This is a genomic window from Algoriphagus confluentis (genome assembly GCF_036245625.1).
In the GTDB taxonomy this organism is placed as follows: Bacteria; Bacteroidota; Bacteroidia; order Cytophagales; family Cyclobacteriaceae; genus Algoriphagus; species Algoriphagus confluentis.
The window spans coordinates 1-25,533 of the sequence record NZ_BTPD01000015.1 but is presented as its reverse complement, the minus strand read 5'-3'; the positions used below and the strand labels follow the sequence as shown (position 1 = coordinate 25,533).

24 protein-coding genes and 1 CRISPR repeat array (1 of these 25 only partly in view) are annotated in these 25,533 nt (G+C 39.4%); of the genes, 11 read left to right on the top strand and 13 right to left on the bottom strand.

What is annotated here, in order from left to right; all coding sequences use genetic code 11:
- Positions 1 to 1,409: direct repeats of the CRISPR family, unit length 30 nt; unit sequence ATTTCAATTCCAGTATGGTGCGATTGAAGG (it extends 2,046 nt beyond the left edge of the window).
- Between the two features lie 214 nt (positions 1,410 to 1,623).
- The 9 genes from cas2 to cas6 are packed head-to-tail and all read right to left on the bottom strand — an operon-like array spanning position 1,624 to position 10,918.
- Positions 1,624 to 1,887, bottom strand: coding sequence for a CRISPR-associated endonuclease Cas2 (cas2, locus tag AAA943_RS18760; protein WP_338225836.1), 264 nt, complete (start codon positions 1,885 to 1,887; stop codon positions 1,624 to 1,626).
- A 1-nt stretch (position 1,888) separates the two neighbouring features.
- Complete coding sequence (cas1b, locus tag AAA943_RS18755; RefSeq protein WP_338225835.1) at positions 1,889 to 2,893, bottom strand: type I-B CRISPR-associated endonuclease Cas1b; 1,005 nt, start codon at positions 2,891 to 2,893, stop codon at positions 1,889 to 1,891.
- Positions 2,894 to 2,925: 32 nt separating this feature from the next.
- Positions 2,926 to 3,291 (bottom strand): four helix bundle protein, encoded by a 366-nt coding sequence (locus AAA943_RS18750; protein WP_338225834.1) that lies wholly within the window; start codon positions 3,289 to 3,291, stop codon positions 2,926 to 2,928.
- 58 nt (positions 3,292 to 3,349) lie between these two features.
- Positions 3,350 to 3,865 (bottom strand): CRISPR-associated protein Cas4, encoded by a 516-nt coding sequence (gene cas4 / locus AAA943_RS18745; protein WP_338225833.1) that lies wholly within the window; start codon positions 3,863 to 3,865, stop codon positions 3,350 to 3,352.
- Between the two features lies 1 nt (position 3,866).
- The gene (gene cas3, locus AAA943_RS18740; protein WP_338225832.1) at positions 3,867 to 6,551 is read right to left on the bottom strand and encodes a CRISPR-associated helicase Cas3'; all 2,685 of its coding nucleotides are present in this window, start codon (positions 6,549 to 6,551) and stop codon (positions 3,867 to 3,869) included.
- A gap of 2 nt (positions 6,552 to 6,553) precedes the next feature.
- On the bottom strand, positions 6,554 to 7,336 hold the full coding sequence (locus tag AAA943_RS18735; protein ID WP_338225831.1) for a Cas5 family CRISPR-associated protein: 783 nt from the start codon (positions 7,334 to 7,336) through the stop codon (positions 6,554 to 6,556).
- Positions 7,337 to 7,338: 2 nt separating this feature from the next.
- Positions 7,339 to 8,280 (bottom strand): type I CRISPR-associated protein Cas7, encoded by a 942-nt coding sequence (locus AAA943_RS18730; protein ID WP_338225830.1) that lies wholly within the window; start codon positions 8,278 to 8,280, stop codon positions 7,339 to 7,341.
- Positions 8,281 to 8,291: 11 nt separating this feature from the next.
- Positions 8,292 to 10,124 (bottom strand): hypothetical protein, encoded by a 1,833-nt coding sequence (locus AAA943_RS18725; RefSeq protein WP_338225829.1) that lies wholly within the window; start codon positions 10,122 to 10,124, stop codon positions 8,292 to 8,294.
- A 2-nt stretch (positions 10,125 to 10,126) separates the two neighbouring features.
- A complete protein-coding gene (gene cas6, locus AAA943_RS18720; protein WP_338225828.1) occupies positions 10,127 to 10,918 on the bottom strand; it encodes a CRISPR-associated endoribonuclease Cas6 in 792 nt (263 codons plus the stop codon).
- A 364-nt stretch (positions 10,919 to 11,282) separates the two neighbouring features.
- On the opposite strand from cas6, the gene AAA943_RS18715 reads away from it, so the two are divergent.
- The 5 genes from AAA943_RS18715 (at position 11,283) to AAA943_RS18695 (ending at position 14,954) form a co-directional block, all read left to right on the top strand.
- Positions 11,283 to 12,215 (top strand): zeta toxin family protein, encoded by a 933-nt coding sequence (locus tag AAA943_RS18715; RefSeq protein ID WP_338225827.1) that lies wholly within the window; start codon positions 11,283 to 11,285, stop codon positions 12,213 to 12,215.
- Positions 12,212 to 12,430 (top strand): hypothetical protein, encoded by a 219-nt coding sequence (locus tag AAA943_RS18710; RefSeq protein ID WP_338225826.1) that lies wholly within the window; start codon positions 12,212 to 12,214, stop codon positions 12,428 to 12,430. The genes AAA943_RS18715 and AAA943_RS18710 overlap by 4 nt, the downstream gene beginning before the upstream one ends.
- 725 nt (positions 12,431 to 13,155) lie before the next feature.
- The gene (locus AAA943_RS18705; RefSeq protein WP_338225825.1) at positions 13,156 to 14,277 is read left to right on the top strand and encodes a hypothetical protein; all 1,122 of its coding nucleotides are present in this window, start codon (positions 13,156 to 13,158) and stop codon (positions 14,275 to 14,277) included.
- 6 nt (positions 14,278 to 14,283) lie between these two features.
- Positions 14,284 to 14,496, top strand: coding sequence for a hypothetical protein (locus tag AAA943_RS18700; RefSeq protein WP_338225824.1), 213 nt, complete (start codon positions 14,284 to 14,286; stop codon positions 14,494 to 14,496).
- Positions 14,497 to 14,723: 227 nt separating this feature from the next.
- Positions 14,724 to 14,954: a DUF2188 domain-containing protein gene (locus tag AAA943_RS18695; protein ID WP_338225823.1), complete on the top strand. Its 231-nt coding sequence runs from the start codon at positions 14,724 to 14,726 to the stop codon at positions 14,952 to 14,954.
- 991 nt (positions 14,955 to 15,945) lie between these two features.
- On the opposite strand, the gene AAA943_RS18690 is transcribed toward AAA943_RS18695, so the two are convergent.
- On the bottom strand, positions 15,946 to 16,380 hold the full coding sequence (locus AAA943_RS18690; protein WP_338225822.1) for a hypothetical protein: 435 nt from the start codon (positions 16,378 to 16,380) through the stop codon (positions 15,946 to 15,948).
- Positions 16,381 to 17,096: 716 nt separating this feature from the next.
- Here AAA943_RS18690 and AAA943_RS18685 point away from each other — a divergent pair.
- Complete coding sequence (locus AAA943_RS18685; protein ID WP_338225821.1) at positions 17,097 to 17,813, top strand: AbiU2 domain-containing protein; 717 nt, start codon at positions 17,097 to 17,099, stop codon at positions 17,811 to 17,813.
- 279 nt (positions 17,814 to 18,092) lie between these two features.
- Here the strand turns inward: AAA943_RS18685 and AAA943_RS18680 are convergent, their stop codons facing one another.
- From AAA943_RS18680 to AAA943_RS18670, 3 genes are read right to left on the bottom strand one after another with little or no spacing between them, the layout of a single operon-like run.
- Positions 18,093 to 19,409, bottom strand: coding sequence for a Fic family protein (locus AAA943_RS18680; protein ID WP_338225820.1), 1,317 nt, complete (start codon positions 19,407 to 19,409; stop codon positions 18,093 to 18,095).
- A 1-nt stretch (position 19,410) separates the two neighbouring features.
- Positions 19,411 to 19,809, bottom strand: coding sequence for a helix-turn-helix domain-containing protein (locus AAA943_RS18675; RefSeq protein ID WP_338225819.1), 399 nt, complete (start codon positions 19,807 to 19,809; stop codon positions 19,411 to 19,413).
- A gap of 2 nt (positions 19,810 to 19,811) precedes the next feature.
- A complete protein-coding gene (locus AAA943_RS18670) occupies positions 19,812 to 20,186 on the bottom strand; it encodes a helix-turn-helix domain-containing protein (protein WP_338225818.1) in 375 nt (124 codons plus the stop codon).
- Between the two features lie 303 nt (positions 20,187 to 20,489).
- Between AAA943_RS18670 and tnpA the strand changes: the two genes are divergently transcribed.
- From tnpA to AAA943_RS18645, 5 genes are all read left to right on the top strand, one after another.
- Positions 20,490 to 20,867, top strand: coding sequence for an IS66 family insertion sequence element accessory protein TnpA (gene tnpA / locus AAA943_RS18665; protein WP_338225593.1), 378 nt, complete (start codon positions 20,490 to 20,492; stop codon positions 20,865 to 20,867).
- Between the two features lie 2 nt (positions 20,868 to 20,869).
- Positions 20,870 to 21,070: a hypothetical protein gene (locus AAA943_RS18660; RefSeq protein ID WP_338225817.1), complete on the top strand. Its 201-nt coding sequence runs from the start codon at positions 20,870 to 20,872 to the stop codon at positions 21,068 to 21,070.
- Between the two features lie 27 nt (positions 21,071 to 21,097).
- Entirely contained in the window at positions 21,098 to 21,685 is a 588-nt protein-coding gene (locus AAA943_RS18655; RefSeq protein WP_338225816.1) for a DDE-type integrase/transposase/recombinase, read from the top strand.
- Between the two features lie 12 nt (positions 21,686 to 21,697).
- Positions 21,698 to 25,138: a hypothetical protein gene (locus AAA943_RS18650; protein WP_338225815.1), complete on the top strand. Its 3,441-nt coding sequence runs from the start codon at positions 21,698 to 21,700 to the stop codon at positions 25,136 to 25,138.
- Between the two features lie 4 nt (positions 25,139 to 25,142).
- Positions 25,143 to 25,533 (top strand): DUF6443 domain-containing protein (locus AAA943_RS18645; protein ID WP_338225813.1); only part of this gene is annotated, 391 nt, incomplete at its 3' end.

The following is a 25,533-nucleotide window of genomic DNA, read 5'->3' as shown; positions in this document are numbered from 1 at the left end:
ATTCCAGTATGGTGCGATTGAAGGCGGATGATTCCGTCATCAAAGTGTGGGACAGGTATATTTCAATTCCAGTATGGTGCGATTGAAGGATTTACTCCATGGTACACTTCTGGGCCTGTTGGGAAATTTCAATTCCAGTATGGTGCGATTGAAGGTGCTGGTAGGAAGTCGCTTGCGCTTTTGCCTTCTTTATTTCAATTCCAGTATGGTGCGATTGAAGGTCAAAGCATCTCCTTTAGGGCCTCTGTCCTTAAATATTTCAATTCCAGTATGGTGCGATTGAAGGTTAATTCAAAAACTTTCGAAGAAAAGACCTCACGAAATTTCAATTCCAGTATGGTGCGATTGAAGGTTGATCGACCAGTCAAACTTGCCGTATTGGAAGTAGATTTCAATTCCAGTATGGTGCGATTGAAGGTTTGAATTATGGAAAGTAAGCCAACTGACGGTCAGGGATTTCAATTCCAGTATGGTGCGATTGAAGGATCCTTGGTCTGATCGTAGAGCTTCCGCTTGATCTATTTCAATTCCAGTATGGTGCGATTGAAGGACTTGGGCCTTGATGATGCAAACTGGACCCTGTTTCATTTCAATTCCAGTATGGTGCGATTGAAGGCATACTTTTCTGCATACGCCTTCGCCGCTTGGTAAGATTTCAATTCCAGTATGGTGCGATTGAAGGTCACATACTTCAGTTCCTCACCGCTCCACTCGTATTATTTCAATTCCAGTATGGTGCGATTGAAGGTGATCACTCCCGCGCTGGAGCGGCTGATCACTGCATATTTCAATTCCAGTATGGTGCGATTGAAGGAGTATTCTGGCGCTGGATCTTGCGCTTATTGTAGTTATTTCAATTCCAGTATGGTGCGATTGAAGGCGTCAAGATTGTCTGTATTAGTTGCGGCCTGCTCATATTTCAATTCCAGTATGGTGCGATTGAAGGTAAACGGCCTGACCGATGAAGCCAGAATCGCCCTGAATTTCAATTCCAGTATGGTGCGATTGAAGGCAACCGACCTACTTTGTGGAGCAGGTTTTGAATGCTTATTTCAATTCCAGTATGGTGCGATTGAAGGTGGGTACCAAACACCCAGAGCCAGATCATCAATTTGGATTTCAATTCCAGTATGGTGCGATTGAAGGAGGAAAAAAGAAAGGAGGTACATCATGGCTAAACTTATTTCAATTCCAGTATGGTGCGATTGAAGGTATGGGAGCAAGGCGCAAGCCTGCAATCGATCAAAATTTCAATTCCAGTATGGTGCGATTGAAGGTTAAAATCGCCTTCTTTGTATAACTTAAATAAATTCATTTCAATTCCAGTATGGTGCGATTGAAGGGAATATAGCAGCAACCGACCTGGCAGACCTCACCGAATTTCAATTCCAGTATGGTGCGATTGAAGGCCGTCGGGCCCAATTCAAAAATAGGCCTAAAAACCTTAATTGAGCACTTTATTTTTTGAAAAAAACGTATGCAAGATTGTCGATCCTCAGTAACCCAATTTCAGTAGGGCTTCGACAACCCTCCAATTTGTTAGCTGGCTGGGTTTCTAAGGTGATGGGGTTCTCCTTTAGTTCAAAAATAAACTCTCCTAGCCACCTTCGACAACCAAAATGCCTAAAGAATGGTATCTAGACTGTTTTTCTCCTTTCCCAAAATTTCCTTTTCAAGCCATTTTTCGTCCCGGCTTTTAAAAATAATAATACTGTCCTCCTCTTCTTTCATGATTTTTTTGGCCACAGAAAGGAGCTCTTTCAGTTTTACCTCTGTGATTTCTCCCTCAAAAACGGAGTTCTGAATCCAATTGAGGTATTGCCTACAAAGCTTTAGCATTTTGGCAACTCTGCGCTCTCCTATATCATATACCAAAATTACATACATTTTACCACCAGATTTTAAAAGGTTGATAGGTTTCCATTTCCAGAAGATGCTTACTGAGTTTATAGCATTCCAGCTTTACCAGGTGCTTGTAGGAAACCTGCTTCTTCAGCGTCCGATGCGCAATGGTCTCGGCCAGTCGCTCTTCAAATGCCTTGATAAAGGTTCGTTTTCCGGATTCCTTGAGAATGACCCGGTTTACGTGAAAATCAAAGTCCTTGGATTGTATTTCTTTTTTGTTCAGCACCCTGAATATCACCCGGTCCACCAATATAGGTTTGAATATCTCTGCCAAATCCAAAGCGAGGGAATATCTTCTGTAGCCGGGTTCATGTAGAAAGCTAATGGTCGGATTGAGCTGGGTATGGTAGATTTGATCCAGACATTGCGTATAGCACAGCATGTTGCCAAAGCTCACTAATGCATTGACCTCATTGAGAGGAGGTCGCATGCTTCGGCCTTCCATGGCATGTTCATTGATGATCGTGTCAAATGCGCTATAGTAGGTTTGACGGATGTTTCCTTCTATTCCCATCAATTCGGGGATAGCTTGCGTACTACCAACTTTACTATTTAACTCTTGGATTTTGACCAGTTGGGCTTCCAGGTCTTTATTGCGATTGTGATAGTAGCGTAGGTTTTTGAGGATATTGAAGGCACTTCCTTCGATGAATTTTTTAGCAATCTTGAGACGTCTTTCTCCGTCCAGATAATGTTTGGTTTGTTGGATCTGCATCTTACCGGCCAACAGATATTCCTTGGGTTGAAAACTACCCGTGTAATGTTCGTAGTAGTCAAAAAAATGAACGCTGATCCCGGCTTTTCCCAGGAAATTGAAGAGTGCAGAATTGGCATCCAAGGAGCCGAAACAGTACAAGTCAGAAACGCCCTCAACGGGAATGAACTTGGGTGTTCCCTCTCTGCCGTTTTCATCTACTGGGATAAACTTCAGCGTATTGTCCTTGCGACTCAATCTCCCCGGATTGAAGAGGTAGTAGGTTTTCTTCATTTTGTGATCATGTGATGTGGTGATCTTGTGATTTAGGGATTTTGGGAAAGCCTTTTTTTGAAGGCAGACATGACCTTTAGGATTTCTGTGGCTTCGTTGTACAGACCATCAATTTTCTCTTTGGTGATAAATTTCCCTTCCGTCATCATTTCCATCCAAAACAAAGTTTCGTCGGCTTCCTCTACGACAATGCATAATTTGGAAAATCTTTCCCGCTCTGATCTTGCCCGACACACAGCCCTGAAATTGGCGGCTACGGAAGTTACCGACCTAACCAGCTGCTTTCGAAGAATCCCTATAGCATCGCTATAAGCCAAGTCACCAACTACCCCAATCACAGATAAGGCCAATCCTTTTGTGCGATTCCTGAATCGTTCGTTAAATTCCTCTTGTTTCATAGAATTTTCATTATTATAAGTCCCAAATAACCCATCACCCGCTCACCCCATCACTTCATCAACCTGTCATCTCCTCTCTGGAATAGCAAAAATCATAATAGCTGCACTTCTTGCAGATGGGTTTCTTTTCTAAGGGAGGGCAGGAGTCTTGACTGGTAAGTGCTTGAATTTCTCTGATCCAATTCTGAATTTTTTCTGCATCACCCTCCTCCCAAAAGACGGATTCCCGCTGCCGGAGTCGGGGATATTCCAAAATGGCCTGAGGATCCTCTATTCCGTTTTTCCTAAGGATATATAGGTAGTATTTAACCTGTGCAATATGGGCGGTTTCTACCTTATCGGACTTTTTGACTTCGTGTATGGTTCTGGTTTTTGGATCATAGAAGTCTATTTTGACCCCATCGATTTCCAGTTCGGTGTATTTGGCAGATCGATCCTGATAGCTCGTTTCTCCGATTAGTTTTCCCTCGGCTACAATGTCGGAAGTATGCTCCATTCTGATTCCGTTGGCATGAAGCCAAGTCTGACGCTTGCATACATGGTAGAGGTTTATTAGTGTAGCATTCGTTAACATTTCAAATAAAACTTAGCTCGTTCATTTTCCTTAGTTCAAGGCCATGCTTGAGACTATAGACTTCTCTGTGACTAACCAGGTACATATAGCCCAGTTGCTCTGAATTACCACCATTTCTTAATTCAGATAAGACTTTGCTTTCTGAGAAAAGTGAAAAAGTGAACATTCCCATAATGGATTGTAAGATTTTGAGATTTTGTTTTTTCGCTCCAAAATCCTCGATTTGTTCCGAAATCAACCTTTTATAGAGATCAAATATGTCTTCACCTGACATCTGTTCGTTGATAATTTTCACTCCAAAGCTTTGTAAAAACTGAATTTGCTGATCTGTGAAAATTTGCTCTTTCTTGTTTTGCTCATTCCAAACCCATACATCCAAGTTAAGGGGAACAAATACACTTGTATTGCTTTGATCGATAAGCTTGAACTCCTTATCAATCTCAGGAAAATTAAGTTGGGCGATGAGGCTATTCTTATAGTGTGAAAGGGTACCTTTCATTTGGTTTTCCTGATTTGTGGTCTTTAGATAGGTTTTTACCTTATCGTAAAGTTGATCAAAACGCTTGGTTCTTAAAATCTCAAAGTAATCACTCTCGCTCAAATAGGTTTTTTGCTCTTTATATCTTCGATCGGTTTTATAAATGACCCCTGCGTCGTCTAGATCAAATAGATAGACCGTACAGTCGGTCTTATTCACATTCCGGTTGACTCGACCGGCAAGTTGCTCCTCCGAATCGATTATCGATCGGTTTTTAAACCCTAAGTCCATATCAATATCTACTCCAGCTTCAACGACCTGTGTGGTGACTAGCAGAGTGTTTTGATCCTTGTTTTCCTTGTTTTTTAGGAAGTTGATGATGGTTTTTCTTTGTGACTCTAGAATTGTTCCACTCAAAACAAGGATATTATAGCCTTCAAATTTTTCTTTAGCGAAGCTGGCAAACTCCGTTGCGGATTTTTTAAAGATAAATTCAACGATAGTGCGAACAGACCCATAGGTCTTTCGATAAAGCTCAGATTTCTCGTGAATTTTCTTGGCCAACCATTCGATATATTGTTCTCGTTCTTCTTTGCGAGGTCTCTTTCTTTGGAGCAATTCGTTACTGAAACTGACCCGATCAGCAAAGTTAGGATTGGTGAAGTACCGCTCAATAGCTTCCGGGATGAGGCTTCGAAAATGGGCCTCTGCCAAATCACCAATCTTAGGTAATGTGGCTGACATTACTATAAATCGTATGTTTAAGGCATCTGCATATTCTTTGAGAAGATAGGCCAACTTATCCCAAAGATCCGGATTATAGGCCTGCACTTCATCAATCACCACCACGCTGTTGGCCAAACGGTGCATTAGGTAAATGCTACTCTTGTCGTTGGCCTTTAGGCTGTCGAAAAAGCGAACGTGGCTGAGAAAAGTATAAGGATAGTTCACAAACTGATTGTGAATGTCATCCTGCCGCACCTCTCCATATACACCGTCCTCCTTTTCTTCCTGCTCGTCCTTCTGTTTCCAAGCGGCCCGGCTATGTAATTCTATCCATTCATGCGGCAGCATTCCCAACGTTTCCTGTGCGGCCTTTTGGGTTTGGGTAACCAACGTAGTAAAGGGGAAGACATAGAAGACCTTGTTCAATTCCGGGTTAGCCTGGAGCAGTTCCTGTGTAGCTAAGAAAGCAATGTTTGTTTTTCCTCCACCGGTCGGTGCTTCGATGTAAAAAAGCCTCTCAGAAGTGTGTTGACGAACATTGGTAATAACCTCAGCGGCCATTTTGGAGCGTAGTTTGTTCAGGTTGCTGTTTGATTTTTCCTGAAGTGCTACAAGTGGCTGTTTGAGAATCCGATTTTGATTTTCATAAAGTGCTTTATTATGCGCATGTGTCGTTTGCAGGTTTCGGAAATGCCTCTCCTTTTGATCGCTATTCAATATCCCAAATTCCTGATAGTGTTGTTCCCACTTGCTGCAATAGTGTGAGGTCGCATAATAGTCTGCTGCTGTGAGCAGGGAGAAATTGAGGCGTATTAGTAGGAACCATTCGAATCCTAAATTTTTGAATTCAGCAATGTTTTGAATTTCTGGTATCGCCTGGACAAACTGTAATATATAGGTTTGATGATAGCATCCAAGGTACTCTTCAAGCCTTGAGCAAAGTTCCGCTGAATACCTTTTGAAAGTCTGCTTAGAGGAAAAATCATCCAAACGCGAACTGTGGTGTCTGATTATGTTGTGAGCATAGGCAAATATTAAGGTCATCAATAGGTTTTGCTCCTCGGCGTCGTCGGTTTGCTGTAGGCCAGTCGAAATTTTATGACCCAAAAAGATGTAGGCACTCAATACTGAATGTTCTGCCTGAATTTGATTGTTTTTGTTGTCCGGGAATTTTTGGTGGTTTTGCATTTTTACCTTTTGGTAATTCTCATTCACCTTTCCAAAATCATGGTACAAAATAGTTTCCCAAAACAATTGTTTTGCGAACTCAGCAAGCAATTTGTTCTGAGAGCATACCTTGATCAACAATTCATCAAGGGGTTTCTCTAATTGATGGACTTTAACCAATTCGAGAAAATAGTGAGAAACCAAATTCATGTGCTCACTCAAAAGCTCATTGGGTGTGTGAGCTAAATAGCTTAAGTGATTTTTTAAGAGCAACTCCACTTTGCTCTTTCCTAAAAGTTCTCTGAAAGTAACCATCCTTAATTGAGTTGGACCACCTCACTTTTTCCGATTGAATACAGGTTGTCCAACTGAAAATCAGCTTTGAATTTGGTGTTTGAGTACACAAACGGAACTAATTCATACTGATACTCTTTACCCCTCTTTGAAGATTCAAATTCACGGAAACCCAATGGAAGCCTTTCAAAGTAGAAAAAAGCATCTTTAAACTTGCTCAATAGTGCAGCAAAACCGAGCGGTCGTCCACCAGATTCATTACTCCTGACTCGATCGTCATCCTCTTTCTTTACAAACAGCGTTTTTACCTCATAATCCTGATCAAATCCAAAGGGCTTGATATCGTATTCCTTAAAGTTATGCCACCAAACAGGAAACTCATTCTTGCCCAGATACGGGATATATTCAGCATATCCCTTCTTGAGGTAATCAACCAAGAGATGACTCTCTTCTAAGGCTACATAGACTCTGTAGGAAGGTCTAATGAGTGTGTTTTCGTATGCAATAAAGTTCCCGTCTTTATTGGCATAGCCCACGGTGTTGGTATAGACTATAGTCGTTTTGGGGAAATTTCCATTTTGATGACCGATAGGTGCTATTCCCACTTTCAGATCTTTTAGCTTCTGATAATATTCAGGAAGCTCTCCTCGCTTCTGGTAGCCTTCCATACCAAGGACTGCACCAAAAATGCCCAGTAGGCTTGGTTTGTGAAGCATATTGTAGCTCAGGGAAATGCCGTCATTGGTATCAGGTTTCCTAAGAAAGCCAAAGTCTGCTATTAAATCTATGGAGATCAGCTTTTGCATTTTCAAAGGTCGAGTTCTATGGCACCTTCTGGTTTGTTGATAATGGTAGAAATGGCCTTGTTATAGTAGATTTCTACTTTTTCAATTTCACCCTTCAAGTGATCCTGAGCTAAAAGTTTTTGCACGCCTCCCAAGTCAATCTCTCTTTTGTCGGTATCAAGTACCTTCACCAATTCCACAAACGAAGGCAGCACTAGCTTTGAGCCTTCTTTTAGCTCAACCCATAGCAAAAGTTCATTATCCGTTCCTGCTTTTGCCGCAGAATTGTAGTAGGTGGCACCGTATCGCAGGCCCAGCTTCAGCTTGTCTATATCAGCATTGCTCAGGTGGTTATCCGTGCCTGAGAGGGTAGTCAATGTTTCAAGGTTTTTAGGGTTTACTGATATGCTATGAACATAGTGTCCCTCACGCAGCTTAGACTGTGTTCCTAAGGTGGTCATGGCTGAATCTTCCTTACCCTCGGCTGAATTCCGGAATGGTGACATGATCTGCTCTGAGAATATTTCTCCTCTCACAAATTGATTGATGCCATGGGTGATTTGAACTGGCCCATGCATAGATAGGTTGGTAGATCCTGCATAGGTTCCCCCGAATAGCCGCACATCGAGGCTAGTTAAAATCTTTGAAAGCATTTCTTTTTTCTTGCTTGCCTCTTTGGCAGCTCCACTACCTTCCCCCTTTGGTATAGCACCAAAGTGCTTTTCGTAGGTCTCGTCCAAAGATTTTGGATTCAATGTATCTTCCTTAAATGTTTTATAATAGAAAATTTTCTCCTCTGTCTCGTGGATAAGGTAATTTCTCACCAAGTATTTTAATGCTTTGTCCGTTGCGTATACCCGGCCGTCGGGGAGAGTTCGTGGCTGGTGGGTAAAGTCTGCATTGTAATTGGAATTGATACTTTTGATAATAGCAGCTCCGTAGGCTCTTTTATTGAATTTGGTCATGGTTGTATTGGTTATGATGGTGAATCAGTTTTTTTAGATTGAAAAAGAATGTTGGGACAGAAATACCCAGCCAGCATGAACGGTCTGAGTTCAGAAAGTCCCTTTTGAGGGATATAATCCAATACTTCAGAAGCCAGCTTGTTAAACCGTTTAAAGTCAAAGCCAATCGCATGTTTATATTTTAAAAGTATAGCAGCGATGGCTTCGTTGAAGTGCGTATGATTAGTTTTTTGAAGAAAGGGTTCCAATACTGCATGTGTGCGATCCCCTGCTTCACTTTTACTTAGAAGGAAGTAGATTAATTGGCCAGCACCAAAAGCATAGCCTTCATCAGAGTCGAAGTGTGTAGCTTCCTCAGATACTACTTTGGCCATTAGGGCCTTGTGTTCGTCTATTTTACTTGGCATAATCGATGGATTTTTATTTTCGTCAAAATATTGGTGAAGGCTGAAATAGATATTCAGCTTGGATTTAATGGCATATTCTTTACCTTCTTTCAAATCGTCCAGTATGCCAATGAGACATATGTCCTCAAACTGATAACGACCGATACTTGATCGCATAGATTTGTAAATGAAATCATAAACAGGCTTTCGGTACTTTAATATCAGCGTATATAGGGACGGTCGGTAGTATTTTGGGTCCATGTCATCAAAGTAACGAATGGATATTTCTTCTTTCTTTTCATTTACTTTGACAAGCGCGTTGTTGAATATTTGGCGAATGACAACTCTCTCAAAGTCAAATACAGTCAACAAAGAGATGGGTTTTTGATTGACTTTGTCCTTTTCTTTAATTTCAGTCACATTTTCAATAGTCCATCCATTTTCTTCTCTATCTCTTTCATCAGATAGCATATAGTGAAATTTAGCAACGAAATCAAAGTCTTGGATGGCTCCAGCAGAATAGTAAAGAAGATAATAGTTTCTCAAATCCTTTTTTCGTTTCCACAATTCATAGATGATTTCTCGATGCGTTATTTTTTTGTCTTCCTCCTTGTGATAAATTTTTATGGCCTCTTCCGAAAGCTCTGGCTGATCTATAAAAATGGGAATAGGATTAGGGAATAGCCTTTTTCCGACCATTGTGCTAAAATCAGACAATGCTTTAGCTTCTGCGGCACTGATCCGGCTTGTGATGTCAAAGGAGGCTGTTTGATGGGTGAGGAATGGTTTTTTACTGTTGAATCCATTGTGAAAATTACTAGTGCCATAGACCTCACCATCTAGTTCAATATTGTAATCAGCGGTATTGAACAATCCTTCAGCTGTATAAATTTTATTAAATCCAATATAATTATCTACACCAACTTGATTGTAGATAATTATATAATCTTCTTGAGCTAAATCTTTAAAGTCCGCTAAATCGGATAATATTTCATAAAGCTTATTTTTTATAAAATATTTCAGCTGAATAGAAAGTTGAGTTTGAGTTTCACTTAAACGGAATTTTGGTGAACAGCATTGGCCAAAGTAATCCTCGATCCTTTCATCAATATTCGGTTTGGGTTTGTCTTGCTTGTTAAAAACAAAAAAATCTCCTCCATACCATGATTCCCTTTTAATACCAAAGGAATAGGGACTAGCTGAGTGTATGTCTTTCGATTTTGAAAGACATTTATTTGAATCGATCATCCAAGAAATCTCCTGAAGCCTTGCACATTCCTTTAAGAATTGAGAAGTTTCACCATGCTTTTTACCTAGGAAGCGTTCGAAGTTTACGACTTTTCCATTTCCATCTTCATCAAAACGAACTAGGATGTGCAGCCCTGCTTTAGGTTCCACTGCCCGTTCCCGAATGATACCAGGTACTAGATTTACAAATTGAGTTAGTTCTTTAATCATAGTTATATAGATTTTCCTTCCACACACCCAAACCCCTGACTATTCAAATGCCCGAAGCCGGAGAAATAGCCGATTTCATGAAGCTCTTCAGGTGCCTCTAGAATAAATTCGAAGCTGTAACCGATCAGTTTACTCTCTTGCGGAGTCATCTGCTTGATCACCACTCCGTTTTTATAGACTTTTCCGAGCGGGTTAAACTGATAGTTAAGGTCTTGAAAGGATATTTTATTCTGTTCCACTCCGGCCACGGCTTGCGCTGCCCATTTGGAAATCAGATTTTGCACCAGCAATTCTCCATACTTGGGATGGCTTGGGTCTATGTAGTTTTCTCCACCGGCTGCTCGCTTTTCCTTGATTAGGATGGGAGACAGGCAGCGGTAATGCATGATTCGTTGGAAATAGACCGGAGTAGCAGCCTCAATTTTGTTGACCTCATAGTGGACTCCGGAAATCTGATCGCCTAGAAAGAATTGTTGGCCCAAAAAGAGTCCTTTGATAAATTCCTCCGCAGCCTGATCAATCAAAAACGATACATAGAGCTCTGCCTTCGTACCCAGGTGCTCGATCCTTCCCTGATTGACATGAACCCGTTGTTTGTCCAAAAACACCCTCGAAAAAGTAAAGAGCCGAAATGGTTTATTCCCCAATCGATACCCTTCGTCATGGAGAAAGGCCGAAAAGTCCTCATTTCCTCGTTCGATCACCCGGTAAATCGCCGAAGAGAGCTCATACTGATAGTTTATCGGTATAAAGCGGCGTTGGTCTGTACGCTCCAAAGTCAGTTTAAATCTCATGTTCAATAGCTTATTGATCAAATCTAAGAATTCTCCAATCCTCTAAACACCTAGTGACACTACTTGTCACATCTTGACCTCTTGAAAAATTCTTGGCCAGTTTACATTAAAAAAAGGTCTGAAAAATACCCACTGCTGGGTATTTTTCGTCTCTTTCTTTTTTCATTTCTTTCAGTGATCAATTCTAATTCAATAAGTTATGGCGAAGAAAAATGAACAAACCTCAAAAAAAGCGGCAACTGCGGCTTCAAAAGTTTTGAAGGATCCGAAGTCATCCAAAAATGCGAAGACGGCTGCCGGATCTGCTTTGACACAGGCTCCTGACAAAAAGAAGAAGAAATAGGAACTACTTAGTGTTGAAAAAATGCATCCTTTCTCCAGAAGATTAGACGATAATGACTTAATTGAACATTTTCTTGTTCGGGTTCTTGAGTATCGTCCTGAAAATTTAGACGATGTGATTCAGAGGATTAAGGAGGGAGAATTTCAGATCCACCACATTCCGGATGTGGATAGCACATTGGGTAGTACTAAGCATAGAAGAAGAAGATTCGCGAGGGAGGAGGATAGGTGGAATTTGCGTACTCAAATCGTAACTGAATTATTCTCCATGCAGAGAACTGAAACAGATGATGAAATAAAACTTGGAAATGGAGGAGCAATTCCAATTACTGATCCCAAATTTGAGAATAAAGCAATCGTGATTATTGGGCTTCCGGCTTCCGGTAAATCTGGAATTGCTAATGAACTGGCGGACACGATTGGTGCAATAATTTTGGACTCTGACTTTGCGAAAAGAAAATTGCCTGAATTTCAGGATGGGCTCGGTGGAGCATCACTTGTTCACAATGAATCAGATGTGTTAGTTTTTGGAGCACCGAGAATAGAAATACCGACTAACTTTAAACCACTTTTCCAATTGGCTGTAGAGAGCAAAATGAATTTGGTAATCCCAAAAATAGGACATAAATTAAGTGGTGTTCACCAGATGGGGTATACACTCAAAAATTTGGGATATGAAACACATCTGGTATGTGTAAATTTGGATCGTCGAAAGGCAACTATTCGAGCAATTGGACGGTTTATTGAATCAGGGAGGTATGTGCCAATTGGATTAATATTTGATGGATATGCAAATGATCCATTGAACACTTACTTCTTACTAAAAGATGGAATTGATCTTGGTATCCAGCCTTTTGATTCCTTTGGCTTAATCAGTACTGATGTTCCAAAAGGGAATCGGCCTAGGATTCTTCAAGCTTCAACTTCAAGCCCAATAAATGAATTGAAAAAATGAAAAAGCAACAAAATTCAGCAATTACAAAGGTTAAAAAAGGAAGGGGTCAAAAAGCCAAACCGGTAATTAGAGCTAGAGCAGCTCGTCATGGAGCTGAATCGGTTATGAATTCGTCAAGAATGGGATATTCCGATGCCCTTATTGAAGTGTATAATCAAGAGGAAAAAGATATAAACAGATTTGCCGCTTTTGCTAGGACGTTAATGGAAAAATAATTCTTTGATTGACACTTTCCGAATGCTTGGGTTTCACCCACTTTTTAATGGTTTTGGTTTCTTATTTGGTAATTAAGGTATGTGGGATGCGGTGGCCGGAGAGCCAAAACGCTCGAGTCATATAAAAATTTATACATTACCATCTAAAAATTACTCCCTTCCCCCTTGCTTTTTTCAATTTCACCCTAAAAAATACCCACTACCCGGTATTTTTTCTTCCCTTAAATTCCCTTTCTTAGCAAAACGAAGCTTTTGATAATCAGGAAGAGTAAACGAGTTAAGTCCTTTTGGATTACCGATCTTGGACTTTACACAATATGATCGCCCTCTCTTAAAGGAGTGAGGGTAAGCCTTAAAAAAATCTTCTAGTAGAGGACAGAGTGTTAAAAATCTTTTCTATGAAAAGATTTAGCTGAGAGACAGTTCGCAGGGTATGAGGCCTGGGACAGGTAGCAAGGTGGATTTGTGAAGGGGCGAGATAATTTGAAAAACACCTACTACTGGGTATGGTTGGAGGTAAGATTTTTTCTTTTTTGAGATAAACTATGAAACAAAATGACAGCAGTTGTAGGAGTTCTAAATAAACACGCAGTTGCAATTGCCGCAGATAGCGCAGTTACGATTGGGAATGGTAAAGGAGTTAAGATTTTCAATGGGGCTAATAAGATTTTAGTCTTTCAAAGTATCATCCGATAGCGATTTTAATCTATAATTCTGCTAGTTTTATGGGAACTCCATGGGAAACTATAATAAAGGTTTATAGGCAGCAATTAGGAGACAGATCATTTGGAACAGTTGATGAATATCAAAAGGATTTCTTAAATTTTTTGAGAGCCAAAAACTACTTTGATATTGCTGACAATTCGTTGGATGAGGTACGAAGGACCTTGAGGTCAATTGTAAATGGCCTATTGAGGGATTTAATGCAGGAAAATAATGACTATGCTAGTTTAAGTCTTGATGAAATTCCCAAAAAGGCCTCCTCTGATCTTGCAGATAAGATCAAAAGTTATATCGGTTTGATAAAAAAGAACTCCAAAAAACTTCCTGATTTTGAGGTCTTTGAATTGTCAGAATTCTCAAGTGAGTATGTGAAATATTTTAAAGATTGTCTGGATGGTTCTCCATCGAAAGATAAATTTGTTTTTTCAGAAGATTTAATCCGTCTTTTTGTTGAATTATATTTTGAGCTTTACACACGCGAACAATCTTTTTCTAGTGAATATACAGGTTTGGTATTCACGGGCTTTGGAGACGAAGAGATTTTTCCTCAACTTTTACCAATTAAGGTTTCATTTGTTATGTCAAATCGACTTAGATACTTTGTGGATGAAGATGCGTCTGCTGTCATAGGAAAAGGCTTAGATGGAGCAATTTGCCCATTTGCTCAGGTAGATGTAATTGATACGATTTTACAGGGAATTGATCCCCAATTTGAAGAAACCATAAATCAAAATTTTGAAAAAGCCTTTAAAAAATATAATTTGCTGTTAGCTGGTATCGTAAGAAACAAGGATGAAGATTTAGCTAAGCAGATTGAGGGCATTGATATTCAGTCTCTTATGGATAGTATCCTCGAAACAAATGATGAATATAAGCGTTTAAAGCATATACAGCCTCTAATGAATGCAGTTGAAACACTGTCAAAAGAGGATTTGGCAGAAATGGCAGAGAGTTTGATTTATTTAACTTATTTAAAACGGAGGATTACCTTCGCTGAGGAGAGTGTAGGAGGTCCAGTAGACGTGGCTATCATCTCAAAGGGGGATGGTATGGTTTGGATAAAGCGAAAGCATTATTTTGACCCAAAACTTAATACAAATTTCTTTAAAAACTACTTGCGATAAATAGTCATGGAATGGTTAATGTTTAAAGGAACAAAATCCAAAGAGGATAACTATATTGAAAAGCTTTCAAATCTAGTTTATCCTAAAGGAGAACGGCCAAAAAAGATTGAGCCGAATATGACTTCTGAGGAAGCTTCTGAAGTAATGTCTGAGAGATTTATTGAAAAGATTAAAGATCAGCTAGAGAAATCGAAAAAACAACTAGAGCTAACGAAATAATAATGGGCCGGAAATTCCGGCTTTATTTTTTACCGACAAATTTTTAAGAATTTTAAAAATGAAAAACTTGCTAGATTGTAAAGAGATTTAAGGTGTTATACGGGGCATTGAATGTTCTACTGCATGCCCACTTTCTTTCCAAATTTTGTAGAGCACATTCGATATAATTTTGATTCTCTATGAATCAAGACTTTCGAATTTTCGTTACCTTAATAAAAAACACTGAAATGGCTAAGAAATCAAATCATGTCGTTCCATCAAAAAGTTCTGGGTGGGCTGTAAAAAAATCTGGAGCAGTAAGGTCATCTCGGAATTTCTCCACTAAGGAAAAAGCTGTTGAATATGCTGTCAAGTTAAGTAAAAGTGAAAGGACAGAGCTTTACATCCATAAGGGAAATGGGATCATTCAGGACAAAAGATCATATGGCAATGATCCATTTCCACCAAAGGATAGGTAATGAGTTCATTTGAATCTAATGTATTTATAAACTGCCCATTCGATGAAGGTTTTATTAACGATCTTCTAAAACCCATCCTTTTTTGTTTAATAAGTAATGGACTAACTCCAAGGATGTCTTTGGAAATTTCGGACTCTGGGGAGTTTAGGTTAAAAAAAATTACAGAGATTATAAAGCAATGTAGATACAGTATTCACCTATTATCCTTGGGATTTGCAATCCCAAAATCCAGCACTTCCCACCCAAAAATCCTTACTTCCTACCCGATTTTTTTCAATTTCACCCCAAAAAATACCCACTACCCGGTATTTTTTCTTCCCCAAAATTCCCTTTCTTAGCAAAACGAAGATTTTGATAATCAGCCGAATCCATTGTTGGATAAGCCTCTATGGATTTCTAGCCTTGAGCTTTTTACTGGATGATCGCCTTCTCCTTAAGGAGAAGGAGGGATGAGGTAATAAAATTCCCACTACCCGGTATTTTTTCTTCCCCAAAATCCCCTTTCTTAGCAAAACGAAGGTTTTGATAATCAGCCAAATCGATTGTAGGATAAGCCGCAATGGATTACTAGCCTTGAGCTTTCTACTGCATGATCGCCTTCTCCTTATGGAGAAGGAGGGATGAGGTAGAAACAACCAAACTTTTGATAATCAGCGAGAGTAAGCTTGAGAAGTGCCAAGGGATTTCAAATCTTGGATTCTACACTGAATGATCGCACACTCCTGGAGGGGAGGAGTGAGATAAGCTAGAAAAGCCAATTGAAATTTGGAAAGGATATTAGGGTGGAATTACAAATCCCACCCAGTCCAAATGATAATTTGACTACTCCAAGACTGGCTATTCTCAAATCATAGATCCAAAAATCCCGCTCAAGCAAAAAACGGAAATATCCCTACTTTTTCAGCGATTTCCTTTTCCATAGTACCTTATAAAACCACAAATTTTTGATCAACACCAAAACACAATAATTACTCCAATGAACGAATGGAAACTAATCCAGCTCCTTAAGTATTTCATTCAAGCTTTGGCAAACTTCCCTAAACTCCTGAATTTGAATGCTCAAATGCGAAGCTGTAAATACAGCTGTGTAGCGACTAATTCCTTCTTTGGTTTTATAAAACTTATGTGTCATAAACTCTTGTTCACCAGAGCTATTAGAAAGAATAATTGAATGTGCCAGGACATTTCTCAGCTCCCGGAAGGAATCAACTTCCTCGATAAGGTAAGCAATCCGGGGAGCCACATCCAACTCTGACTCTATCAGTTTGGCTTTATACTCCTTGATTTTTTGACCTGTACTGCTGATGGCCATATAATCAAACTTCTTTTTGGTCAGACCTATTTTTCGAAAAAGATTATCCAGCAAAAATTCCGCATTGGAAAAGCTGAGCATTGCTTCCCCAATCAAACATGCTATACCTGCCATAGAAATTCTATTTTGTCTTGATAGGTGGGAATATCTAAAATCCGAAGTATTTTCTTGCCAAGCCTTTCCCTATTTGACAACAAATGTCAGAGATAGATCTAGAAATTCTAACCTGAAAAGGGAAAGTACCTGTTAAATAAGAAATTAAATTTCAAATCTCCTTTGACCAATTTATCGCCTCCTACCCCCCCAAAACTGCCCTCAATATTGCCTTCGAACTGAAATCCTAGCAGACTTCATTATGCTGAAGTTAGATATCCGGTGCACCAATGTCTCAATGAAGTGGTTGGATTTCAATTTATCGTCTCTTTTGAGTGAGAACAAGTACTTTGGCTAGCAGAATAACTAAAGGGCTAAGATCTGGGGAGTATATGTTGGAATAAACTAATAAGGTGAGGGAGTAAATAAGGGGAGAACGGTATATAAAGCCTATGAATTAACGTACCTCACCGGATCAAATGCAATTCCATTAAGATTGAATTAGGCCAAAATCCCAAATTCCTTCTAATTATGCGTAACCCAGTAGCGATAATTGAGGTGAAGGTTTTCATAACCTTACCATCCAAAGGTATTCATCCTCTCAGAATTGATGTAACCTTTTTTTAATTAACGCCGACATCTAGTGTCTGACTAGGAATTCGAAGCCCTGTTTTTTCTTTTCGGGTATTATTAAATTGATCATGGTTATATCAAATCATTTCTAAACCCACACTACCATGGATTTACAAAAATTCTTTCAAGAAGGACTGGCACATGACCTTATCATGGCTGAAAGGCACTATTTCGTTTATAGAACTATTGGTGAGCATGCTCATTTAATCAATCCGGCTCCAAAAAGTGCTGAAAGAAGTGCATTGAATTATATGCAGGAACCTGCTATGAATCAGACGATCCTTAGTTTATCAAAGATTTACGATAAGAAAAGCCGGAATAGAGCGTTTCAGGTTAGGTCTTTGGACTCCCTTTTGGCACTTGAGGATCGAATAGATGCCGAATTCCCGTTTAATCTGGAATATTTTGAGGAATTTGAGAAGCTGGAAAAACTTACTCAAACCCCTTTTGGAAGTAAATCTATTGAAAGTAAAGGACAACTGTTTGAATATCTAAAAAGCATATTGGATTCACAACTGGTCAAGTCTAAGGTTAATCATCTAAAAATAGTCAGGGACAAATACATTGTACACAATGAGCACTTGGAGGAGGTACCCCATATTCCTACTTTCTGGGAAGATATGTCTTTTCTCCTTGATGTAGGGAAATTGATTTCTTCAGTCGTTGGAACGATTTTTCTACAAACTGAATACATCAACATGAAAGAAACCGGGCTAAACAGAGTCCATTACTCTATACTGTTTGATTTCCACTGGTTAATTGAAATGGTCGGGAAAGTGATAGGGAAAGAAAATGTAAACCGATGGTGGGATAATGGATAGTTCTAAAAACGATGATTCAATCAAAAAATGGCCACCTGTCAAAGTGGCCATAATTTTAAGGTAGCGTCCCGATAAGTGTGTAAGTGTTAGGAAAAGTTCTTCTGGGTAGTATCCCGATAAGTGTGTAAGTGGTAGAAAAAGTTATTCTGGAATTTTTCGGCCTCTTAAAAGTCCTGGAAAAATTACGGAAATAACTTTTTTGGGTTCATCTACTCCAATAGTCAGAAGTTAAATGTTTTCTTGAAAAATGATTTACTAATCAATTTTTAGTTTTGATCTCTAAATTCTTCCTTCAAGTGCTTTTTTGTGTTCTAATTTGATTTCTTTGCATAAAAGTTCAATTTCAATTTTTGTTAGGTCAGAGCTATATGGTTTTTCAAACATTGTTTTATTGGTTGGTGACAAAAACAATTTAATCATGTTTGATTGATTGAAACTTATTTCAATTTCAGCAGAAAAATGAAAATCTTCATCTCCTTTTTTCTTTAAATTTTTATGATGGTATGAAAGTTCTATATAATTTGTTTTTTCTGTAAGACTGCTTCTAATCATCATTACTTGTGCTATTGTATTATTTCTTTTTGAGTCAGAAGAAATCCATTTGTTATTTTCGGTGTAAAAATCATCAAAGGCCTCACAGGTTTTTACAAATTCTTTCCAAAGTGGCACGATAGAGTTATCGTAAAAGTCAAGTACCATCTTCTTCGTTCTGATAAATGGCCTTTCTTCCTTTGATTTACTTATCATTTTCCCTTTCAACAACGCTATCTCCTTATCTATATCATCATCTTCTTCGATTGATTCTCCCTTTGCTCCCGAAATCATTATTTCCAATGACCGGATTAAATTTTTAATAATGTATTCAAAAAAGGGCTCGATCATCCCTGCATCAGCTTGACGCAATGCGGAAAAGTAGTTCTGTTTGTCCTCTGTTTTGATGATTAACGGAGGAAAGCCGAAATGAATGAGGATGAAATTCATAAGAATTCTGGCCATTCGGCCGTTTCCGTCATCAAAGGGATGGATTCGGATAAAACGATAGTGGAATTCCGCTGCCAGCAAAATCGGATTTACATCTGACTTGAGGCTTTCTGATCGATACCATTCGATCAGGTCATGCATCAAGGATGGGGTTTCCTCCACTGAGGCAAAACGGAAAATTTCCCCGGTTTTAGTCAATACATGGTTGGGGACACTTTTATATTGACCGACTTGAATCCAACGCTTGGTGGGATGTCCAGCGGGAGTGATGGCGTCCACTTCATAGGGTTCCTTGAGGAGTAGGGTATGTAGTTCCCGTATAAAGCTTTCAGTCAGGTGATACTCACCTTTGACCACATCCAGCACCCACTTGATCGCTTTATCGTGTCCGGTAATTTCAAAATGGTCTTTTAGCGGTTTTCCCTGGGCCGTAATTCCGAACAAAATCAAAGCCTTGGTTTCCCCAAAAGTGAGTGAATTCCCTTCAAGATTATTAGAATGGTAATTCCAATCAAGCCGAAATTTTTGCATGATCAATTGTTCGCGCTCAATTGGGATTGGGCGAAGTTTATCAAGCTCATTTTTTAGGGTTAGGGCTGTTGAAAGGGAGTTCATTTTACTTTTCTTTCAATACTTTAATAAATTCTTCTCTTAGCTTTTCGAGTTGTCTTTCAAAGACTTCTATAGTTTCCTTAAGTGGGTTGTTGATGTTTTCAACATTAGCATTTATGCTTGATGCGTTTACACCACTATTTTCATAAAAATTGATTGTATTGTAGAGGACTTTTTCTTCACTAAACCCCTTTAGTCCTTCTAGAGTAACTTCAAGGGCATCAGCAATTTGTTGAAGTTTTTCATCAGAAATATTTTCTGATTGTTCCAGCTTTGAAACCGCCTGTTTTGTTATGCCTCCCAGCCTCTCTCCTAGATCCGCTTGGCTCAATCCCCGTAACTTTCTGATACGTTCAACTTTCCTTCCCTTATGGTATGATAATTTTTCGAAAATAGATTCCATTATTATTGGTTATTTAATTTTTTCAACATCTCGATTTTCTCTTTTTCACTTTCCAAAAGTCTCTCATACAACTCAACAACTTTATCGAGAGGATTAAAAACTTGATTTATACCAGTAGAATTCTCTGAAATTGGTGAATTTTCAATGTTGTTTGAAATGTTATAAAGAGCTGTATTTTCATCAAAATTGTCCAAAAACTCAGAAGAGACTCCTAATGCCTCGGCGATTTGGCTGAATAGTAATTCATCAATAGTCTCTTGGCTTTCAATTCTTGACATTTCTGTTTGAGAAATTCTGAGTTGTTTAGCCAATGAATCTTGCTTAATACCTTTAAAATTGCGGTATCTCGCTATTTTTCTTCCTCTGTGTTTCATCATTTTTTCTGAATTTTAAATAAATGTCAACCTTTTTTGCATAAAAATCAACCTAAAAGATTTATTTTTTTTGAGATTACTTATCAAATTGATATCGCAATGGAAAAATCATTTCTAAAATTTTACTTAAGAAAAAACTTGGAAATTCTTGGTAAGGGAACTGAGAATCTTAGGCTTGAGAATTCTACTTCTTTGTTTGAGATTCTGTTTCCCAGGAAACCAAAAAATCCTATCTGAGGATCTCACGATTTGTTTCTAACCGCTTAAATAACTGGACCAGTTTTGTTGCCTAAACTTAGGAACAAAATGATCGAAGAACTAATCAAGAATGCCCGACTCTCCTCGAGTGGTCGAAAATTACTTACCTCAGAACAAAAAGCCTTTATTGTAGAAGATTGGGAGTCTTCTGGCTTATCTTGCCCAGAATATTGTCGGCGACATGGACTGATCACCAGTCAAGTATACAGCTGGCGTTCACTTGCTAAATCAGGAGCGATTATGAGTATCAAAAATCAAGGAGACCTGCACTCCAAAGCCGAATTGGAAATGCTTAGAAAAGAGAATGAGGAGCTCAAAAAGGCCCTTGGAGAATCCACGCTGGATATCAAAATCCTAAAAAAAAAGTTAGAAATGGATCAACTACGAAACAAGAAATTGAATCGTTATCCAGGGAATTCGGATTGAGTATGAACAAGACCATCAAGACATTAGGGGTGCCGAAGTCCTCCGTGTACTACAAACCAAAACCCTATCCTGAGCGCAAAAGTACGGCTCGCAAAGAGCTATGCGAGCAGATGAAAACCGCCATCCTAGAGATCACTGCAAAGAAATCTACCTATGGTGTCCCCCGGGTCAAAGCCTTGCTCAAGCGAGACTATGGCCTATAGGTGACCAAGTACATTGTGCACCGGTTTATGAAAGAAGAAGACCTATTGATTACTCGTCATCGCACCAGAGGCAGTAGCAGGATACATTCCGGACAGATCGCAGTGCCGGAGCCAAACACCCGATGGGCTAGTGACATTACTTCCATTAAATGCTGGAACGGAGAAAAACTTCGGGTGGCCTTTTTGATGGATTGTTGTGACCGATCCATTATCGCCTGGAGAGCAGGAAAACATATGCAGGCAATAGATATTGAATTAATGGTTCAAGAAGCCTTATACAGCCGTTTTGGCGAGAACCTTCCGCCAACTGGGCAACTCCAATTCCTTCATGATAACGGACCAGAGTTCATTGAAAAGAACCTTAAAAAGAGCCTGAAATCTTGGAATATTGACGATTGTAATACCCCAACCTATTCACCACAATCCAATGGTATGTGCGAAGCATTGAATGCAACCTTTAAAAGAGATTATGTCTATGAAAACTGTCTGGATTCCGCTCAAATCGTTCTCGAGCAGATCCCTCATTGGGTAAACGAATACAATACCTTTGCCCCACACTCGGCCTTAAATATGAAAACACCAAATGAATTCTATAACTTTAAAACCGCAGCCTAACTAGTCCAACTTTTGAGCGGAAAGAGCATTTTTATTTCCCTCACCTTGTGTACAATTGGGGGATTAAAGGCTCAGTCACCTCCGGGATTACCTGCTGTTCCCAAGCTTGAGGATATTATACAGATACCCAAATCTCCTGAAGCATTTGCCTTTGCGAAGTATGGAAACACATCAGTTTCCCACTTCACAGGGGTTCCTAATATTTCAGTTCCTATTGGACAACTTAAGGGAAGGGATATTACGATACCTATAGAACCCACTTATGATGCCTCAGGAATTAGAGTTGACCAAATAGCTTCAGAAGTGGGTTTGGGTTGGAATCTCAAAATAGGAGGGATGGTTATCAGAAATGTCAAGGGGCTTCCTGATGATTATACCGCTGCGACCCCGGCCTATTATCCCTATTATTCCACTTCAAATTTTCCAGGGGCCTCGTCTGTGGTATCCCAATACAACCATTTTATAAATAACAACCTTTCAAATAATAATTTTGTAAGCAGAATCCAAACGGGAAGCAATTGGGCAGAGGAATGGCCGGTTAGATTTTTGAAATTCACCGAACAGGTCGAAAAAGGATACATAGACAGTCAACCGGATACCTATACACTAAGTGTTAATGGTCTGACGGGTACTCTTGTTATTGATTACACTACCTCCACAGGTTATTGTATAGATAATCCTGAGATTAAAGTCGTGCCCAACTTAATAACTGCAAGCAATGGAGTAAGACAAATTGATTCTTGGCAAATCACCGATGGTCAGGGAAATGTATATCAGTTTGGTTATAACAGCGCAAAAGAGGTGACCAATTACTACGAGAATAATTCTGCCGAAGTATCTAGGACTTTCACTTCTGCATGGAAGCTAACGACAATCACTACAGGAAAGCTGAAAGAAACGGTAACTTTTAATTACGCTCTTGAAGCCTGGACCAATGATCAACCAATTGTTTCCTTCTACTCGCTGGATGGATTTTCTACTTTGAATTGTGCCGCTCTCTCCTCCACCCCAAACTTGAATCCGTTTTATAAGATTACCTCAAGGGTGCTTCAAAGCGTTGCTTTCAGTTCCGCCTCTGCTAATCAATTGGTTATTTCCAGGGTGTCAAGAGACGATTTGCCAGGTCAAACTGCCATCAGCCAGCTTAGATTTAATGATGAATATGGTACAGCAACTAGTTTTGTGAAATTTAACCGAAGTTACTTCAGTACGGGAAGTAATCATCTTCAAAAGAGGCTAAAACTTGAATCAGTAGCGTTTCATGGGGACAACGCTTCCTCTTCAAATCCGCAGGTTTATGAATTTTCCTATAACTCAACCGCATTGCCATCCAGAGACTCCAAAGCAAGAGATTTTTTTGGATATTATAATGGAATGAACTCCAATCAAACCTTACTGCCCTATAATTCTACCTTAAATAATGGAGCAAATAGAGAGGTGAGCTCTGGTTTTCAAAAAGCAGGAATCTTGACCTCTGTTAAATATCCTACCAAGGGATTCACGAATTTTACCTATCAGTCGAATATAGAATATTCCTATTCCACTTCTGCCGTTTGGCAAAATGCCTACAACAACGTATGGACATCGGGTACCCCTGAGGCCTATTGCGATGATATTGTTGGGACTACTTTGAATGTTCAATATCAGTCTTTTACCGCCCCTGTAACTGGAAGTTACAAAGTAACCTTTACAAAGAATACGGATGCTTCTTCTCAAGTTCAATTGATAGCCTTATACAAAGGAAGTAAAACCCTTTGTGATTTGGTTTGGGAGAGTGGGACAGATATAATTTATAAACAATATTCGCAGGCAATTAATCAAGAGGTTTATATCACCCTGGAGGCCGGTCAGGTATATAATGTTGCCATGGCCAACAATACAAATCAAAATGCCACCATGCAGTTGACGGTTGCCTATCTCCAAAATACCTCACTTCCGGAATACAAAAACTCTGCAGGATTAAGGATCCAGCAAATCGAGGATTATTCCGCTTCCGGAACCTTGGCAAGTAAAAAGTATTATTACTATGCAGACGGTTCAAGCTTAAACGGACCTGCAATAATTAACCTCGTAAATTCAGGCAATTATATTTCATCTGGCATAAAGCAAAATGCATCCTTGTTGGAAAGGAATCAATATAGACAAGGGTTTGATTCTCAGCTTGGTTATGTGAATTGTACTTATATCGAACGATCAGGTTCCTCATTGATGCAGGGGAACGGAATGAATTTTACATACACCAAGGTTTCTGAGTTAAGCACCAACGATGCAGGTGAGTATCATTTAAAAGTCCTTGAGTTTCAGAATGAAAGTGAAGTAGTAGACGGTCCATTTGTGACAAGTAGTCCTTTGTTGGGAAAAATGACAAGAGAGGCAGTTTACTCCTATGAAAGCACCACAGGTTCATTTAATATCGCCGAAGAAACACTCAATACTTACGATAATATTGAGATAGCTCAACCTTACAATATAAGAGGATTACACTTTTTCGGGCGGGATAATTATTACCATAATTTGGTTTTAGTAGCAAGCCCTTCTGACCCCACAAAAATTGGATGGGTTTACAACGTTATGTTAATCGCGGGATTTGGTGGCCCTCCTCAACCTCAGGGTTGTGGTGCAGATCCTGCAGGAACTGATCTATTTTGTATTCAAAGCGGTCCCTTGCCTTATAAATATCATTATAGAGTTGGCGGGTATAGACGGCAATTTCCTCAATTGACTCAGTCAGTTAGTAAAAAGTATCAAAGGGCAAATGCACTTGTTACTACCCAGACTTTTACCTACAATACCACACATAATTACCAGATTTCTCAAGTATCGACTACATCCAGTGAAGGAGATGTGATTCAGAATACTTTTGATTTCCCTTCATCGACCAATAATTCTGCTCTTTTCAATCAAAATAGATTGAAGGAGCTGATAAATACTAAAAAGATGGTAAATGGGAATAACCGGGCTGAGAGTAACGTCATTTTTTCAACTTACAACACCAATCAAATTCTTACCCAGCGGGTGGAAGAGCGAATGAATGCAGGGACCTTTTCAAATATCGTGGTTATTAACAGTTATGATAACCAAGGAAATATTCGTGAGGTCTTAAAAAGAGACGGCACCATTTCAACGATGATATGGGGACATCTTGGGCGAAAATTGATTCTTGAGGTTCAGGGTGCTACCTATGCTCAGGTTTTAGCTGCTTTAGGTGGGACGCTGACTTTAGGAGACAATGGGAGGAATTTGACTGTAGCTCAGGTAAATACGGTAAGATCGAATCTGCCACAAGCATTTGTTTCACATTTTATCTATGGTTCTCACCACGGAATATCCAGAATATCAGATCTGAATGGCAGAAACACCTCCTATGTATATGACGGATTTGGAAGGTTGATGGAGATACGTGACCATGACAATCATATTTTAGAGAAATTTTCATACAACTTCAGAAATTGATCCCATGTGCAGAATAGTTTTTTTTATCGTGGTTTTTGTTTTTTGTGCAGGATATGTATTCTCCCAATCGACAAATCAGAATTATGTAGTCTCTCATAAGATACGTGAGACCTATACTACTATTGCCAACCCATTTACCCTTCCCGATTCTGCAACCTACACGTCTATCGATTATGTGGATGGCCTTGGCAGGCCGATTCAGAATGTGAAGAGAAGGTCAAGCGAGGAGGGAAAGGATTTGATCACACCGATCCAATACGATCTTTTTGGGAGAAATGTACGTGAATATCTGCCTTATTTTTCCGATTCGGCGGCACAGACCGGTTCATTCAGACCGAATGCGGTGTCAAATCTGGAAAGCAGATCGAGTGCTGTATATGGGGATACTTACCCGT

Coding starts and splice junctions, on each gene's coding strand:
- cas3 (WP_338225832.1), bottom strand. CDS start 6,551: ATGGTTACTTTCAGAGAACTTTTAGGAAAGAGCAAAGTGGAGTTGCTC.
- AAA943_RS18680 (WP_338225820.1), bottom strand. CDS start 19,409: ATGAACTCCCTTTCAACAGCCCTAACCCTAAAAAATGAGCTTGATAAA.
- AAA943_RS18690 (WP_338225822.1), bottom strand. CDS start 16,380: ATGGCAGGTATAGCATGTTTGATTGGGGAAGCAATGCTCAGCTTTTCC.
- AAA943_RS18655 (WP_338225816.1), top strand. CDS start 21,098: ATGAAAGAAGAAGACCTATTGATTACTCGTCATCGCACCAGAGGCAGT.
- AAA943_RS18695 (WP_338225823.1), top strand. CDS start 14,724: ATGGCTAAGAAATCAAATCATGTCGTTCCATCAAAAAGTTCTGGGTGG.
- AAA943_RS18675 (WP_338225819.1), bottom strand. CDS start 19,809: ATGGAATCTATTTTCGAAAAATTATCATACCATAAGGGAAGGAAAGTT.
- AAA943_RS18750 (WP_338225834.1), bottom strand. CDS start 3,291: ATGAAACAAGAGGAATTTAACGAACGATTCAGGAATCGCACAAAAGGA.
- AAA943_RS18660 (WP_338225817.1), top strand. CDS start 20,870: ATGAACAAGACCATCAAGACATTAGGGGTGCCGAAGTCCTCCGTGTAC.
- AAA943_RS18710 (WP_338225826.1), top strand. CDS start 12,212: ATGAAAAAGCAACAAAATTCAGCAATTACAAAGGTTAAAAAAGGAAGG.
- AAA943_RS18730 (WP_338225830.1), bottom strand. CDS start 8,280: ATGACCAAATTCAATAAAAGAGCCTACGGAGCTGCTATTATCAAAAGT.
- AAA943_RS18735 (WP_338225831.1), bottom strand. CDS start 7,336: ATGCAAAAGCTGATCTCCATAGATTTAATAGCAGACTTTGGCTTTCTT.
- cas6 (WP_338225828.1), bottom strand. CDS start 10,918: ATGAGATTTAAACTGACTTTGGAGCGTACAGACCAACGCCGCTTTATA.
- cas4 (WP_338225833.1), bottom strand. CDS start 3,865: ATGTTAACGAATGCTACACTAATAAACCTCTACCATGTATGCAAGCGT.
- AAA943_RS18700 (WP_338225824.1), top strand. CDS start 14,284: ATGGAATGGTTAATGTTTAAAGGAACAAAATCCAAAGAGGATAACTAT.
- AAA943_RS18685 (WP_338225821.1), top strand. CDS start 17,097: ATGGATTTACAAAAATTCTTTCAAGAAGGACTGGCACATGACCTTATC.
- AAA943_RS18725 (WP_338225829.1), bottom strand. CDS start 10,124: ATGATTAAAGAACTAACTCAATTTGTAAATCTAGTACCTGGTATCATT.
- AAA943_RS18670 (WP_338225818.1), bottom strand. CDS start 20,186: ATGATGAAACACAGAGGAAGAAAAATAGCGAGATACCGCAATTTTAAA.
- AAA943_RS18705 (WP_338225825.1), top strand. CDS start 13,156: ATGGGAACTCCATGGGAAACTATAATAAAGGTTTATAGGCAGCAATTA.
- tnpA (WP_338225593.1), top strand. CDS start 20,490: ATGATCGAAGAACTAATCAAGAATGCCCGACTCTCCTCGAGTGGTCGA.
- cas1b (WP_338225835.1), bottom strand. CDS start 2,893: ATGAAGAAAACCTACTACCTCTTCAATCCGGGGAGATTGAGTCGCAAG.
- AAA943_RS18715 (WP_338225827.1), top strand. CDS start 11,283: ATGCATCCTTTCTCCAGAAGATTAGACGATAATGACTTAATTGAACAT.
- cas2 (WP_338225836.1), bottom strand. CDS start 1,887: ATGTATGTAATTTTGGTATATGATATAGGAGAGCGCAGAGTTGCCAAA.